This window comes from Streptomyces sp. NPDC051822, assembly GCF_044452745.1.
Taxonomy (GTDB): Bacteria; Actinomycetota; Actinomycetes; order Streptomycetales; family Streptomycetaceae; genus Streptomyces.
Map to the genome: position 1 here is coordinate 876671 of NZ_JBITBZ010000003.1, position 13107 is coordinate 889777.

9 protein-coding genes are annotated in these 13107 nt (G+C 73.1%); 1 reads left to right on the forward strand and 8 read right to left on the reverse strand.

What is annotated here, in order from left to right:
• Positions 1-129: 129 nt before the first annotated feature.
• The gene (locus tag ACIA8N_RS14490) at positions 130-3291 is read right to left on the reverse strand and encodes a BTAD domain-containing putative transcriptional regulator (RefSeq protein WP_365782675.1); all 3162 of its coding nucleotides are present in this window, start codon (positions 3289-3291) and stop codon (positions 130-132) included.
• A 377-nt stretch (positions 3292-3668) separates the two neighbouring features.
• Between ACIA8N_RS14490 and ACIA8N_RS14495 the strand changes: the two genes are divergently transcribed.
• Positions 3669-4817, forward strand: a complete 1149-nt coding sequence (locus ACIA8N_RS14495; RefSeq protein ID WP_365782677.1) for a serine hydrolase domain-containing protein — start codon at positions 3669-3671, stop codon at positions 4815-4817.
• Between the two features lie 15 nt (positions 4818-4832).
• On the opposite strand, the gene ACIA8N_RS14500 is transcribed toward ACIA8N_RS14495, so the two are convergent.
• From ACIA8N_RS14500 to ACIA8N_RS14530, 7 genes are all read right to left on the reverse strand, one after another.
• Positions 4833-5162, reverse strand: coding sequence for a hypothetical protein (locus tag ACIA8N_RS14500; RefSeq protein WP_365782679.1), 330 nt, complete (start codon positions 5160-5162; stop codon positions 4833-4835).
• The gene (locus ACIA8N_RS14505; protein WP_365782681.1) at positions 5129-6073 is read right to left on the reverse strand and encodes an aldo/keto reductase; all 945 of its coding nucleotides are present in this window, start codon (positions 6071-6073) and stop codon (positions 5129-5131) included. The genes ACIA8N_RS14500 and ACIA8N_RS14505 overlap by 34 nt, the downstream gene beginning before the upstream one ends.
• Positions 6074-6105: 32 nt before the next feature.
• Positions 6106-6852 carry a GMC oxidoreductase gene (locus tag ACIA8N_RS14510; RefSeq protein ID WP_365782683.1) on the reverse strand — a complete coding sequence of 249 codons (747 nt, stop codon included), beginning with the start codon at positions 6850-6852 and terminating at the stop codon, positions 6106-6108.
• Positions 6849-7778, reverse strand: a complete 930-nt coding sequence (locus tag ACIA8N_RS14515) for an adenosine kinase (RefSeq protein ID WP_365782685.1) — start codon at positions 7776-7778, stop codon at positions 6849-6851. The genes ACIA8N_RS14510 and ACIA8N_RS14515 overlap by 4 nt, the downstream gene beginning before the upstream one ends.
• Positions 7779-7923: 145 nt before the next feature.
• The gene (locus tag ACIA8N_RS14520) at positions 7924-8502 is read right to left on the reverse strand and encodes a DinB family protein (RefSeq protein ID WP_365782687.1); all 579 of its coding nucleotides are present in this window, start codon (positions 8500-8502) and stop codon (positions 7924-7926) included.
• Between the two features lie 141 nt (positions 8503-8643).
• Positions 8644-12066: an SAV_2336 N-terminal domain-related protein gene (locus tag ACIA8N_RS14525; RefSeq protein WP_365782689.1), complete on the reverse strand. Its 3423-nt coding sequence runs from the start codon at positions 12064-12066 to the stop codon at positions 8644-8646.
• A complete protein-coding gene (locus ACIA8N_RS14530; protein ID WP_365782691.1) occupies positions 12056-13078 on the reverse strand; it encodes a MoxR family ATPase in 1023 nt (340 codons plus the stop codon). The genes ACIA8N_RS14525 and ACIA8N_RS14530 overlap by 11 nt, the downstream gene beginning before the upstream one ends.
• Positions 13079-13107 lie beyond the last annotated feature (29 nt).

Here is a 13107-nt window from a genome sequence, read left to right on the forward strand (position 1 = left end):
CCCCGCCACCGCTCGACGGTGACGGGGCGCCGTCTCCGTCGGGGCTGACGCCGAGGGACGCGACGCGCCGCCTGAGCTCAGCGGATGCGCGGAAGGGGGACCATCCGCTGAACCCTCCCCGTCGGAGTCCTAAGTCGCAGGGCTGCCGCTCCTCGGAACCGGGAGCTTATGGCTGTGATCATGGGCTGCTCTCTCCGGCACGGTGGGCATGGGGTCCCCCTCCATGTCCAGGGCGGTGAGCCGGTCACGGACCTGCTGAGCACTGTGGGACATGGCTCGCTCGTCGGCGCGTTCGAGGGCTTCGACCCAGTCGGCCCGTGCGCCCTCCCGGTCGCCCAGGGCCAGTCGGGTGTCGCCCAGCCGCATCAGCGACCCTATGGCGTTCCTGTGGTCGCCCAGCTCCTCGAACGCCCGCGTCGCCCGCTGGTAGGTGTCCACCGACTCCTCGTAACGGCCGAGCATACGGAGGTTGTAGCCCAGGATGTCCCAGGCCTGGGCCAGCTGCCACGGCGCTCCCAGGCGTTGGAACAAGGCGATGCCCTCCTCGCTGTACCGAAGGCTTTTCTCAAGGTGCCCCAGGTTGGAGTGGAACCAGGCGAGCTCGATGAGGCACTCGGCCAACCACAGCTCCTCACCTGTCTCACGGGACAGTTCCAGTCCCCGCTCCGAGAACGACACGGCCTCCTGGACCTGGCCGAACAGGAACAGCGCACACGCCATGACGTAGTGGGCTCGGGCCTGTTCACCGGTCGCGTCGAGCTCTTCGAAGATCGCGGTGGCGCGTCGCAGGTGGTGAAGGGCTTGTTCCTGGTGGCCGAGATATCCGTGAACGCTGCCGAGATGGCGGAGGCAACGACCCTCTTCGAGGCGGTTGTTCTGGCGTCGGGCCACTTCGAGGGCGGGGGTCAGCGCGGTGATCGCTTCGGGCCAGAACTCCTGGCGGTTGAGATGTTCCTTGAGGGACCAGGCCAGCCCGGTGGTGTGGTGGTCCAGCTTCTGGCTGACGGCGGTGTGGAGCAGGCCGGTCAGCACCCGCTGCTCGGCGGCGAGCCATCGGGTCGCCTGCTGGACGGTGGTGAGGCTCTCCGGGGTGACGCCCGGGCCGGGTGCACCGAGGTCGAGGTCGGGCGGTGTGTCCTGTTTGAGGAGCTGGTTGGCCTCGTGGGCGGTGAACATGTAGTGGTCCAGGATCCGGAGGGTGGCGTGGTGGCGATCCTGGGCGCAGTCGTGGGTGTGGGTGAGTTCGGTGGCGTAGCCGCGCAGGAGGTCGTGCAGGCTGTAGCGGCCGGGCAGCGGTTGTTCCACGAGACAGGAGCTGACCAGGCCGGCGAGTGCGCGGCGGGTCCGGGCGACGGAGAGACCGGCGAGGCTGGCGGCCGCGGGGGCGGTGATGTGGGGGCCGGGGTGCAGGGCCAGGAGACGGAGGAGCCGGGCTGTGGGCTCGTCCAGGGACCGGTAGGACCAGGAGAAGACGGCGCGTACGTCGGTGGTCGAGTCGAAGCCGGTGAACGCGTCGAGGCCGCCGTGGGTGTCTCGCAGGTCGTCGACGATGGCGTGGAGGGGGAAGGAGGGATCGAGTTCGGCGCGGGCGGCGACCACCGCCATGGCCAGGGGGAGCCGGCCGCACAGGCGGATGATGTCGGCCGCGGCGGCGGGCTCGGCGTCCAGTCGTTCGGTGCCCAGACGGCGCTCGAGGGCTTGGTGGGCCTCCGCCTGTGAGGGCAGAGGAAGGGTGAGGGGTCTGGCACCGTCGGTGGTGATCAGGCCGGGAAGCTGGTTGCGGCTGGTGATCAGGGTGAGGCAGCCCGTTCCCCCGGGGAGCAGGGGGCGTACTTGCTGCTCGTCGCGGGCGTTGTCCAGGACGAGGAGGACCTGCCGGTCGGCCAGGAGGCTGCGGAAGAGTGTGCTGCGGCCGGGGGTGTCCTCGGGGATGCGCTGGGCGGGAACGCCGAGGGCGGTGAGGAAGCCGTGCAGGGCGCTGCCGGGTTCGACGGCGGGTGCGTGGGGGTGGAACCCGCACAGGTTGACGAAAAGCTGTCCGTCGGGGAAGGAGGAGGCGATGCGGTGGGCATGGTGGACGGCGAACGTGGTCTTGCCGACACCGGGAGCACCACTGACGACGACGGCGGAGGCAGTGGTCGTCCCGGTCCGGCCCGGTGCACCGCTCACGTCCGACAGCCACGCACCCTCGGCCTCCCGTCCCGCGAACACCGTCAGACTGCGCGGCAGTTGAGCCGGACGTACCAGAGGGGGCGACGTGATTCCCCCGAAACCCGCGGCCGGTCCGGCACTCGCATCGGACCCATCGGACCCATCGGACCCATCGGCCGCGTCGGCCGGTTCGTCGGCGGCCGGGCCGACGGGCGCGGTGGCCGCGTCCTCCTCCGGCGTCCCGGACGTGGTCGGCCCGAGCGGATCGCGCCCGTGTCCGGTGCCCCCGCCGGAGGCGGGTGCCGTGCCGAACCTGTTCGACTCACCGGCTGAGGGAAGGGACGGCAGGTCGTGCTGGAGGATGCCATGGTGCAACGCGCGCAGGGACGGGCTCGGTTCGAGACCGAGTTCGTCGGCGAGGTGCCGACGCAGATCGGTGTAGCGCTGGAGTGCTTCCGGGTGCCGGCCGGCGAGGTACAGGGCGCGCAGCAGCAGGGCCCAGCCGGTCTCCCGCAAGGGATGCTCCGCGGTCATCTCCTGCGCCGCGTCCAGGGCCTCGGCGATCCGTCCTCGCAGGAGCAGGGCAGTGGTGCGGACCTCGCGGGTGGTCTGCCGCAGTTCTTCCAGGCGTGCTGCCTCGTTGACGGCGAACAGGTGGTGCGCGGCGTCGGCGAACGCGGTGCCGCGCCACATCTCCAGGGCTTTTCGGGTCTCCTCCACGACGCGTTCGGGCCGGCCCTGGTCCATGAACCGGTGTGCCTGTGCGAGGGCCTGCTCGAAGCGCACGGTGTCACGGCTCTCGGGCGGCACCCGCAGGGCGTAGCCCAGGGGTTCGGTGACCAGTACCTCGCAGGTGCCCTCTCGGCGCAGGTGTTGGGGTTCCAGGACCGCGCGCAGCTTGCTGACGTGGGCGTGCAGGGAGCCCAACGCCCCGCCAGGTGCCCGTTCCGGCTGTTGCGGCCACAGTTCCTCGCACAGCGTCTGGGGAGCGACCGCCCGGCCGTCGGCGAGCAGCAGGCGGATCAGCAGCAGCCGCTGCCTGCGCCGGCCGGGATCGAGCGCCGTGCCCGCCCGCTGTACCACCAGCGGACCCAGCAGTCCGAAAGAGAGGCCCTGCCCCACATCTGTCACCGCACTCATCCAGAATCTCGCTCGACGGCGCCACCACCGGGGGCACACGGATGACCATGATCCCCGGACTCGCGGCGACCCGCTCTCGCGACGACGAAGACCGGGCTCCGGCGGACCCGGGCACCCGCGCGACTCTCGTCACGGAGATCTGTCCGCCGAGACGGGGGCGCGGGTGATCGGAGCGGCGAGGACGCCGTCGTCCGATTCCCGCATACCGGACAGGACATTAGCAGGACGCCGTTCGGCGCGATCACCTCGCCGGCGGGTGCGGAGACGCGGTGACAGACGTGGTGACAGACGCCCCTCACCTGCGACGACGTGTGAACCGGCGTGGCGTTCGTTCCGTTGACCGATCGAACGGTCGTCGTCAGGAGTGGGGAAAAGACATGGTCAATGTCGAAGGAACGAGCACCGCCCGGTTCGAGCCGGTCCGAGCGGCGCTGGCAGCGCACGTGGAGTCCGGCGAGGAGTTGGGGGCGTCGATCGCCGTCGACGTCGACGGCGTCATGGAAGTCGATCTGTGGGGTGGACACGCCGATGAAGCGCGGACCGTTCCGTGGCGCCGGGACACGTTGGTCAGCCTGTGGTCGACCACCAAGACCCTGAGCAGTCTGGCGGCACTCGTCCTCGTCGATCGGGGGGTACTGGATCTCCACCGCCCGGTCGCGCACTACTGGCCCGAATTCGCCGCTCAGGGCAAGCAGGACATCGAGGTGCGGCATGTCCTGGCGCACACCTCGGGGCTCTCCGGCTGGCAGCAGCCCTTCACCATGGACGATCTGTACGACTGGCCGACCGCGAGCGCCCGGCTGGCCGCGCAGGCGCCCTGGTGGGAGCCGGGCAGCGCCTCGGGCTATCACGTGCAGACTCAGGGACAGCTCGTGGGAGAGCTTGTCCGACGGGCCGGCGGCCGTACCCTGACCGAGTTCGTCGACACGGAGATCGCCAAGCCGTCGCAGGCCGACGTCCAGATCGGTGCGCGGCAGGCCGACTGGCCGCGCATCGCCGAGCTGGTGGCCCCGCCGCGGCTTTCCGGGATCCCCGCCGGCCTCGATCCCGAGGGGATCTTCACCAAGACCCTGCTCGGAAGTCCCGCCCGGGACGAGCACGTCGACACCCCGCAGTGGCGCCGTGCCGAACTCGGCGCCGTCAACGGACACGGCAACGCACGGGGCATGGCCCGCGCCCTCTCCGTGATCTCACGACGCGGCCAGGTGAACGGCCTCCGGCTCCTCTCGGAGGGGACGGTGGAGAAGGTTCTCGACGTACAGGCGGACGGAGTCGACCTGTTCCTGGGCGTTCCCGTGCGGTGGGGCATCGGCTTCGCGCTCGCCGATGCGAGGACGATGCCGCACATGCCCACCGGAAGGGTCTGCTTCTGGGTCGGCCGGGGCGGTTCGATCGTCATGATGGACCTCGACCGGCGCGTCACGTTCTCGTACACCATGAACCGGCTGGGCGACGGAATCCTCGGCTCGGAGCGCACCCACAGCTACATCAAACACGTCTACGAAGTCCTGGACTCCACCGACTGAGGTCCGGCCGCTCCGCTACCAGTGGCGGGCTCTGCGCGCCACGAACCGGACCTGACCCGGTGCTCGGCCTCGGCACGTGCGGACCGCCGTTCCCGCGCCCCGGATCGCCCGGTAGCGGTCGGGCCGCAGCGTGTCCAGGGACACGTTCATGGTGTCGACGTACGACATGATCGCGTCGATGTGCTTGGCGAACGGGACGGCGTCACCGGTGGTGGGCCCGGCGCCGGAGCGGCGCCGGGCGGGGAGGGGATGGCCGGGCGAGGACGCCGACGCCGGGCGACGGGTCGGGGGGAAAGGCGGGTGCGGACGGCTCAGGGGAGCGGCGCGCCCCGGGCGGCCGTCCACAGCGCGTACCACTCCTCGTGGCCGAGACCGGGCGGACGGCCCACCGCGTCGCGGCAGGCGCGGATGCGCTCCGGTCGGGACGTCCCGACCACCGGCACGATTCCGGCCGGGTGACGCTGGAGCCACCACAGCACCACCGTCTCCGGGGTGGTGCCCTTGTCCTCGGCGAGCCGGGCCACGAGCGCGGCCGCGGGACCGGCCTGCGGATCGGAGAAACGTCCGCCGGCGAGCGCTCCCCAGGCCTGGAGCTCGATGCCCCGCTCGCCGCAGTACTCCACCGTGCCCGCGGGGAACCCGACCCCGGCGCCCGCCGGGGTGTTCACGAGCACTCCCTCCTCCACCCAGTCCCTGCGGTGGAGGCTCATCTCCAGCTGGTCGACGGTCAGCGGCACGTCGAGGAAGGACTGGAGGCGTGCGATCTGGGCGGCGTGCATGTTGGACACACCGAATCGGCGCACCAGCCCCTGCCGGTGCAGGGAGGTGAGGGCCTCCGCGAGTTCCTCAGGGTCGGCCAGCGGGTCGGGCCGGTGCAGCAGCAGGACGTCGACCGCGTCGGTCCGCAGCCGGGCGAGGCTCTCCTCGACCCGGCGCAGCACGCTGGGGCCGCGCAGGTCGTACAGGCCCGGCCGGCCCTCCTCCGGGAGCCGGATGCCGATCTTCGTCTGGAGGGTGATCCGGTCGCGCAGTCCCGGGGCCCGGGACAGCACCTCGCCGAAGACGGCCTCGGACTTGCCGTACCGGTAGATGTCGGCGTGGTCGAAGGCGGTGATGCCGGTGTCGAGCGCCGCCTCCACCGCGGCCTCGGCGCGGGCGATGTCGCCGGGGCCGTACGGCAGGGTGTCCCAGTCGCCGCCGAGCCCCATGCAGCCGTACACCAGACGTCCGCCACGGGTGGTCGCTCTCTTCGTCATGCGCGTCGGTCCTCCGGGGCCGGTGTCGTGGTTCATGAGCCGGGCGCGGCGGCCACGGCGGCCGCCGGCATCTCGGCGACGGTCAGGACGGGCAGCCGCGTGTTGGCGGCGGGTACCGTCGGCAGCACGGAGGCGTCCGCGACCCGCAGGTTCGCCACACCGCGCACCCGGCCCTCGCCGTCGACCACGGCGGACCGATCGGCGGCGGGTCCCGTCGCGCCCGTCCCCACCGGATGCCAGTACGTGCCGAGGCGGGCACGGACTCCGCCTCGGGCAGCTCGTGCGCGAGCGGATCCTCCGGCAGCGAGGCGAGCCCCTTCATGGCCGCGGACTCGGCGAACCGGCGGGCGGTCGCGAGCCCCGACGCTCCACGGGGACAGTTCGCGGTCGGGCGCCTCGCGCAGGCCCATCCGCGGTACGGCCGCGGTGCGGTACGGCTTCATGGCCGCGGAGCCCCGGCGGGTACCGCCCGCGCGCTCCCACTCCTCGTGGTCGGCGGCCGAACCCCAGGTGTTCCAGAAGCCGTTGACGCAGCGGGAGCCGCCGATCACGCGGCCCCGGAACCGGTGGACGGGCACGTTCCGCTCTCGCACGTCCGCGCGGGGGAGCGCGCGGGAGTCGAGCGTCCCGGCCGGCCGGCCGTCCGGGTCCGGGCCGTAGTCGGGCCCCGCCTCGACGAGGCAGACGGAGCGTCCGGCGCCCTCGCTCAGCCGGGAGGCCAGGCCACAGCCGGCCACGCCTCCACCCAGGACGACGACGTCGTAGGAGCCGGCGGTCACTCGGCGACCTGCGCGGCGGACGGGGAGGCGGTGAGCGCGGCGGTCAGGGCGGCGCGGTCGATGGCGTCGCTCCCGGTGGCGGGCACGGTGCAGGCGTAGGCCCCGGCGACGGCGCCGTGCAGGGCGCACCGTCGCGGGTCCTCGCCCGCGAGGTGGGCGAAGAGGAAGCCGGAGGCGTAGGCGTCGCCCGCGCCGTTGGAGTCCACGACGGGCGCGCGCGGGGAGACGGCGGGGACGTGGACGAGGCCGTCGTCGGCGGTGAGCAGATAGGAGCCCTCGGCGCCCGCGGTGGCGACGACGACCTCGGCCCGGCCCCGCTCCAGGATCCGGCGCAGGGTCCGCTCCGGATCGGGCAGGGCGGTGGTGGAGACGAAGACGATGTCGGCGCCGTACGCGAAGTCCTCGTGGTAGGGGTTCTCCCCGTCCCAGTTGTGCAGGTCCGTGGAGACGGTGAGGCCGGCCTCGCGCAGCAGGGGCAGGGTGAAGGCGCAGGGGTAGGTGATGGAGACGTGCGCGTGACGGCTCGCCGCGGCCAGCTTCCGGATCAGGTCGTCGGGGAGGCGGTCGGACTCCTGCGAGCGGCTGTCGTCGTAGAGCGACAGCCTGCGGCCGTCGGGGCTGACGAGGTTGACGGCCCGCTTCGTACCGCCGGGCAGCGGGACCTCGGTGAAGTCGATGCCCCGGTCGCGGTGGAACGCGCGGACGAGATCACCCGACGGGTCGTCGCCGATCATGTCGACGTGGTGGGTGCGAAGTCCCAGTGTGCTGAGGCCGAGCGCCACGAAGTCCCCGGTCTGGCCCGCCCTGGTCTCGATGCCCGGTCGGATCATGTAGCTGTCGGCGTAGGGAAGGGGGAGTTCGGGGACGTACACGATCGTGTCGACGCCCGACCCTCCCAGGACGAGGACGTCGTAGTCGCTGCTCATGGCTGTTCCTCTCGCGTGCAGGTGCTTCAACTACCGCGGATCGCAGGTGAGTCGAGCAACCGGCCATCCGGGTCGACAAGATCTTGCGACAAGTTTCAGGAAGAAGTTGCACCTTGGGGGCGGGGTGCGCGGCTTCCGGCTCCGCTCAGGCGCGCGGGCTCCACGGCTGGAACCACGGGTCCTGCCACCTCTCGGCCGTGGCGAGCAGCGGGTAGAGGGTCGCGCCGTCGATGGTCTCGCGGATGACGTCGGCGTGCCCTCCGTGCCGTGCCGTCTCCTCGATCAGGTGCAGCAGCACCCAGCGCACCGACCATTCCTTCACCTCGGCGGGAAACCAGGGGAGCCCCTGCGGCACCGGAACCGGCCGGCCGAGGTCCGGGATGCCGGCGATCACCGCGTCCGTCCGCTCGGCCGCCGCCGCGTGCGCGGCCAGCGCGCCGGTCAGTGTCTCGTCCGGGGTGAGCTCGAACTCGTCGGCGTCCGACTCGTCCGACGACCGTTGCGCCTCGCGCGGCTGCTGAAGTATGAGGTCGGTCCAGAAGGTCTCGCACCGTGCGGCGTGCTTGATCAGTCCGCCGATGCTCAACTCGCTCGCAGAGGGCGTCAGGCGGGCCTGTTCCTCGGTCAGGCCGTAGGCGGTGACGCGCAGCGCGCGCCGCTGGTGGGCCAGATAGGCGGTCAGTGCCGTGCGCTCATCTGCGACGGGTGGGGCGAATCCTGGCATGGTGGGGCCCTCTCGGCTGTGCAAGTTCTTGCAGCAAGTTCCGGCGGGACTCTACTGCTCCCCTCGACCGCCGTACACCGAATTGACCGACCCCCGGTTCCACGGTGTCTCGTGACCGGCGCCGGGTCGCGACGCCGGTCATCAGGGCGCGCTGCCCGACGTCCCGTCGTCGGCCCCGCTGTCCGGCCGGGCCTCCGGAGCGGACGGCCGTCCACCGCCCGAAGGGCGGCCGAACAGCCGGCCCAGGAGACCACCGCGGCCCTCTTCGGCCCGCGGGGCGGGCGAGGCGTCCGCGGCCACTTCCATCCACACCCAGCGGTCGTACCCCGGCACCTGGGTGGTCGGCAGGCGGAAGCCGTCCGGTCCGTGGACCCAGGCGGGACAGGCGAGCAGCAGGCGCCGACGTGGCGGCCCGTCCGTGGGGGCGGCGGGCAGTACGGCGGCGATCGCGTTGAGGAACCCCCCGTTGGTCTCCTCCCCCGCCAGGGCGATGCGCACGGTGGCAGGACCACCGCCGGGGAGCGGCGCCCAGTGCCGCTCGGCCAGCTCGACGAGCTTTTCGACAGCATGCACCGGCTCGTAGTCGGCGCACACGCTTCCGGTCTCTGTTCGCACGGCCCGCAGGTGGCCCAGGAAGACGTCACCGTCCGACGCGTCGCCGCCGTCGGAGACATGGACCTGCATCCGGGACCCCGCCAAAGGCCGTTCCAGAATCCCGGCCGGCTGCTCCTCCCGGCTCTCGTACAGCGCCAGGAGCCGCTCCCGCTGGGCCTCGGCCCACGAGCCCTGCAGCCCTGCCAGCGGCTCCTCGCGCAGCAGGAGGCGGGCTGCCCGGAGGAGCCGTGCGCTCGTCTCGCGGTCGCCCTTGCCCGCCGCCGCTCCCGCGCCCGTCAGGAGCTTCTCGGCGTGAGCCAGGTCGAAGTGCCCGCCCGTCAGGACGATCCGTGCCCCGTCCTCGTCCTGCTCGATGGGATGCCCGTCGGCGCCGAGCCGGGCGAGCTGGTTCCGCAGGACGTCCTCGGCGAGGGGATCCGGCGGAGTGCGACGCAGATCGTCGAACGTCACCCAGCCGCCCCGGGCGAGCAGCAGCCGGGCCAGGATCAGCGCGTCCGTCTCCGGCAGTGAGTCGAACCAGGCCTTGACCGGGCCGAGCACCCGGTAGTTCGGGCGGCGGAACGCCGCTGTCGTCGACTGCGGACCTCCCCCGCCCGCGGTACTCATGTCCGCCATCCGCCGCACGGCGTCACGCCGGTGCGCGTCGTAGGCCGAGAGCAGCCCCAGCACGACCTGTTCGAGCGTGAACGGCACGTCCTGCCTGACCTCGCGGGGTGACAGCGGAGCGACACCGTCCTGCAGGGGACGGCCGGTCGCCAGCTCGTAGAGCAGCCGCCCCAGGTCGTACAGGTCGTCCTCGATCCGGTGGCCGTCGACGGACGGGGCGGCATCGGTCAGGAGGGGTTCGTTCCGGTCGGACAGCAGCACGCGGTCCGCCTGGATCCGCCCGTGCACGAACCCGGCGTCGTGCAGGGCGACGACGGCCGAGCACAGCATCGCGGCCCACTCCATGGCGGGTTCGGCGTCCAGGCCCGTCGGCCGGCCGAAGAACAGGTCGCGCAGCGTGGTGCCAGGAAGGTCCGCCATGACCACGGCGCAGCGGCCGTCGAGTTCCAGGCCGCCGTGGATCCGTACGAAGTGGGGGTGGGTGATGCTCCGCTGCTGGTCCACGCGTGCCAGGAATCCGGTGGGCGCGGGATGCGGGTGGACCCGCAGGAGGACACGGCGGTCCATGATCGTGTCCTCGGCGAGGAGCAGCTCGCCGGACGTGTCGCGCCTGCGTCCCAGCGGGAGGTACCGGGCGGCGATCATCCGCGACCAGTCCGCCGCCCCGTCCCCGGCGACCGCGGAGCCCGGGGGCGCCGCCGCCGCAGGGGCGGCGGTGGCGGCCGCGCCGGGCGCCACGGGCCGTTCCGCTCCCCGCAGCAGCCGCACACTCTCCTCGCTCACCAGGGCGAACGGACGTCCCGCGGCACGCTCCCCGCCCTGCTCCTCCAGACTCTCCGCCAGCGCGCGGAACTCCCCCGGCAGCGCGCCCGCCCGTGCGTCGATCTCGGCGCTGACGCGGGCGAGGAGCCGGGCCGTGGCGACCAGGGACGTGCGGGGGAGGGCGCCGAGGAGGAGGTCGCGGACACCGGGCCGGAAGTCGTACACGCCGGGGCCCGCGCCCGGGTCGGCGCGCAGCATGCCGCTGAGGACGACCTCGGCGAGGTGCTGTGGTGCGGGCCGCTCCTCGACGGCTGCCTGGACGAGCCGCATCACGGGCAGGTGCGCCGAGCCAACGGCCAGATGCGCGGCCAGCCGGAACGCCTGCGGCGAGGCGACCGCGTGGAAGCGGAGCACCAGCTCCTCCGGGTCGGCCTCCGCCGGAACGAGGGCGTCCTCCGGGGGCGTGAGCGTGCTCGGGGTCAGGAAGGCCGCCGCGCCCGGCACCTCGGCGCCCGACGGGGAGGCGACCAGGGCCGCCCAGTGGCCGAGCCACGTGTCGCTGGGTTCGAGCACCGGGACCGGCACCCCCGCCGGCGCCTGGCCCCGGTCGTACGGGGCGAAGTGCAGGGCGGAGTTGGGCACCCCGGCGGCGGAGGAGGCGAACCGGCCGGGCTGGGCGGGTGCGGCCGTGTGACGCCAGAGCCGCTCGGGCAGCGGCTGGAGCAGCGCGACCGGCATCTCCGCGCCGAGCGCGGCGAGGGTGACGCGCCACCGCAGCCCGGCCGGGCCCTCGCGCCACTGCGGGCCCATCGCGTCGCTGACCACGAGGACGGCGGTGCGGCCGCGTTCCCGATGGCGCAGCGGCAGCCGGCCGTCCGGGCCGAGCCGCAGGACGTCGAGCGTACGGAAGGCCCCGGTCTGCGCGAGCGCGGTGTGCAGTTCGCGTACCAGCGGCTGCCACATCGTCATCGTCGGTCCGGTGTCGTACACGATCCGCAGGTGCAGCCAGCGCTCCTGCCGGGGGCGAAGGACGGGGAACCAGCCGCTCCGCCCCGCACCGAGCGCGGCGATCCGGTCGGCGGTCGCCGCCTCGTCCAGCTCCCGGCCGGCCGCGCTCGGGACCGTCCTCCGTAAGGGGCGCAGCGAGCGCTGCAGGGCCAGCGGCCGCGCGAGCATCGGCGGCGCGGGTGCGAGCAGCGGGGTGTGCCGGAGGGCGGGCTCGGGTGTGCGGGGCGCGGTGGCCGGGGTGCGCAGTGGCACCCGTGGCGGCGGGGGAGCGGGGGGCCGAGGCGGAACGGGTCTCGGGGTCTCGGGCGTCGGCGCCTCCTCCCGTGGCGGTGAGCCCGCGGCGGGCGGGACACGCGTCCCGGGCCGGGCGACGCGCGTCGCGGCCCGCTCGGCCGCCCCGGCGTCCTCGAACTGCCCCGGCCTCTCCGTCTGCCGTGCCAGCCAAAGCAGTTCGGCGAGTTCACGACCCGTCGGCGGCCCTTCACCGGCCCGGCCGATGAGCCGGGCGAGGGCGCCCAGGGTGCCGGAGGAGCGGTCGGCGTCGCCGGCGGCCCGCCCCCGCTCAGACGTCATCCGCGTCCCACGTCTCCGCCGCGCGTCCCAGGTACGGCATCAGCCTCTCCGCGAGTTCCTCCCTGGACGGCTCCTCCAGACCGGACGTACGCGTCAGATAGATGGCGTTGAGAAGTTGGTCGGTGGCCAGTTCGCCCGCGCTGCCACGGCGCAGGAAGGCGTCGACGAGGGCGTGGTCGCGTTCGTCCAGGTCCCCGAGGTGGGCGCGCACGATGTCCTCGAGCTGCTCGCGCAACGGGCGGCGCAGCTCCAGGCGGACGCAGCGGCGCAGGAAGGCGGGCGGGAACTCACGCTCGCCGTTGCTGGTCAGCACCACGAACGGAAAGGCCTGGCAACGGACTTCGCCGTGGCGCACCGGCACTCGCTCCTCCGAGTCCGCCACCATCACCTCGGCCACCGGATGCGAGCGTGCCGCCCGAACCAGCTCCGGGATCTCGTACTGGCCCTCCTCCAGGACGTGCAGCAGGTCGTTGGGCAGGTCCAGATCGGACTTGTCGATCTCGTCGATGAGCAGCACGCGCGGCCGTTCGTACGGCAGCAGCGCGGTGCCCAGGGGGCCGAGCCGCAGATGGTCCTCGATCGCCGTCTCCTCGCTGACCGGTTCGCCCACGCCGACCCGGCCGGCCGCGTACAGGCGTGACAGCGGGTCGTAGCGGTACAGCCCGTCGGTGAGCGTGGTGCGGCTGGTGATGTTCCAGCGCAGGAGCCGGCCCAGCTTCAACTCCCGTGCCACCGCGTACGGGAGGCTCGACTTGCCGCTGCCCGGCGGGCCCGTCACCAGCAGCGGGCGCCGCAGGTGCAGGGCGGCGTTCACGAGCTGCACCGTCTCCGGCGTCGGCTGGTATGTCCGGGCCCGGTGCACCCGTCCAGGGGCCCCACCCTGCGTCTCCTCCTCCGGCGCGGGGGGCAGCGCGGGACCGCCGTCGAAGGTCCGCCACGGCGGCGGGTCGGGCAGGGCGTCGACGCCGTCGTGCGGGTCGCTCGATCCGGTGTAGACGGGCCAGAGGGCCATGTGTGGTTCTCCAGGGTTCCTGGGGCGAG

Coding starts and splice junctions, on each gene's coding strand:
- ACIA8N_RS14490 (WP_365782675.1), bottom strand. CDS start 3,291: ATGAGTGCGGTGACAGATGTGGGGCAGGGCCTCTCTTTCGGACTGCTG.
- ACIA8N_RS14495 (WP_365782677.1), top strand. CDS start 3,669: ATGGTCAATGTCGAAGGAACGAGCACCGCCCGGTTCGAGCCGGTCCGA.
- ACIA8N_RS14505 (WP_365782681.1), bottom strand. CDS start 6,073: ATGACGAAGAGAGCGACCACCCGTGGCGGACGTCTGGTGTACGGCTGC.
- ACIA8N_RS14515 (WP_365782685.1), bottom strand. CDS start 7,778: ATGAGCAGCGACTACGACGTCCTCGTCCTGGGAGGGTCGGGCGTCGAC.
- ACIA8N_RS14520 (WP_365782687.1), bottom strand. CDS start 8,502: ATGCCAGGATTCGCCCCACCCGTCGCAGATGAGCGCACGGCACTGACC.
- ACIA8N_RS14525 (WP_365782689.1), bottom strand. CDS start 12,066: ATGACGTCTGAGCGGGGGCGGGCCGCCGGCGACGCCGACCGCTCCTCC.
- ACIA8N_RS14530 (WP_365782691.1), bottom strand. CDS start 13,078: ATGGCCCTCTGGCCCGTCTACACCGGATCGAGCGACCCGCACGACGGC.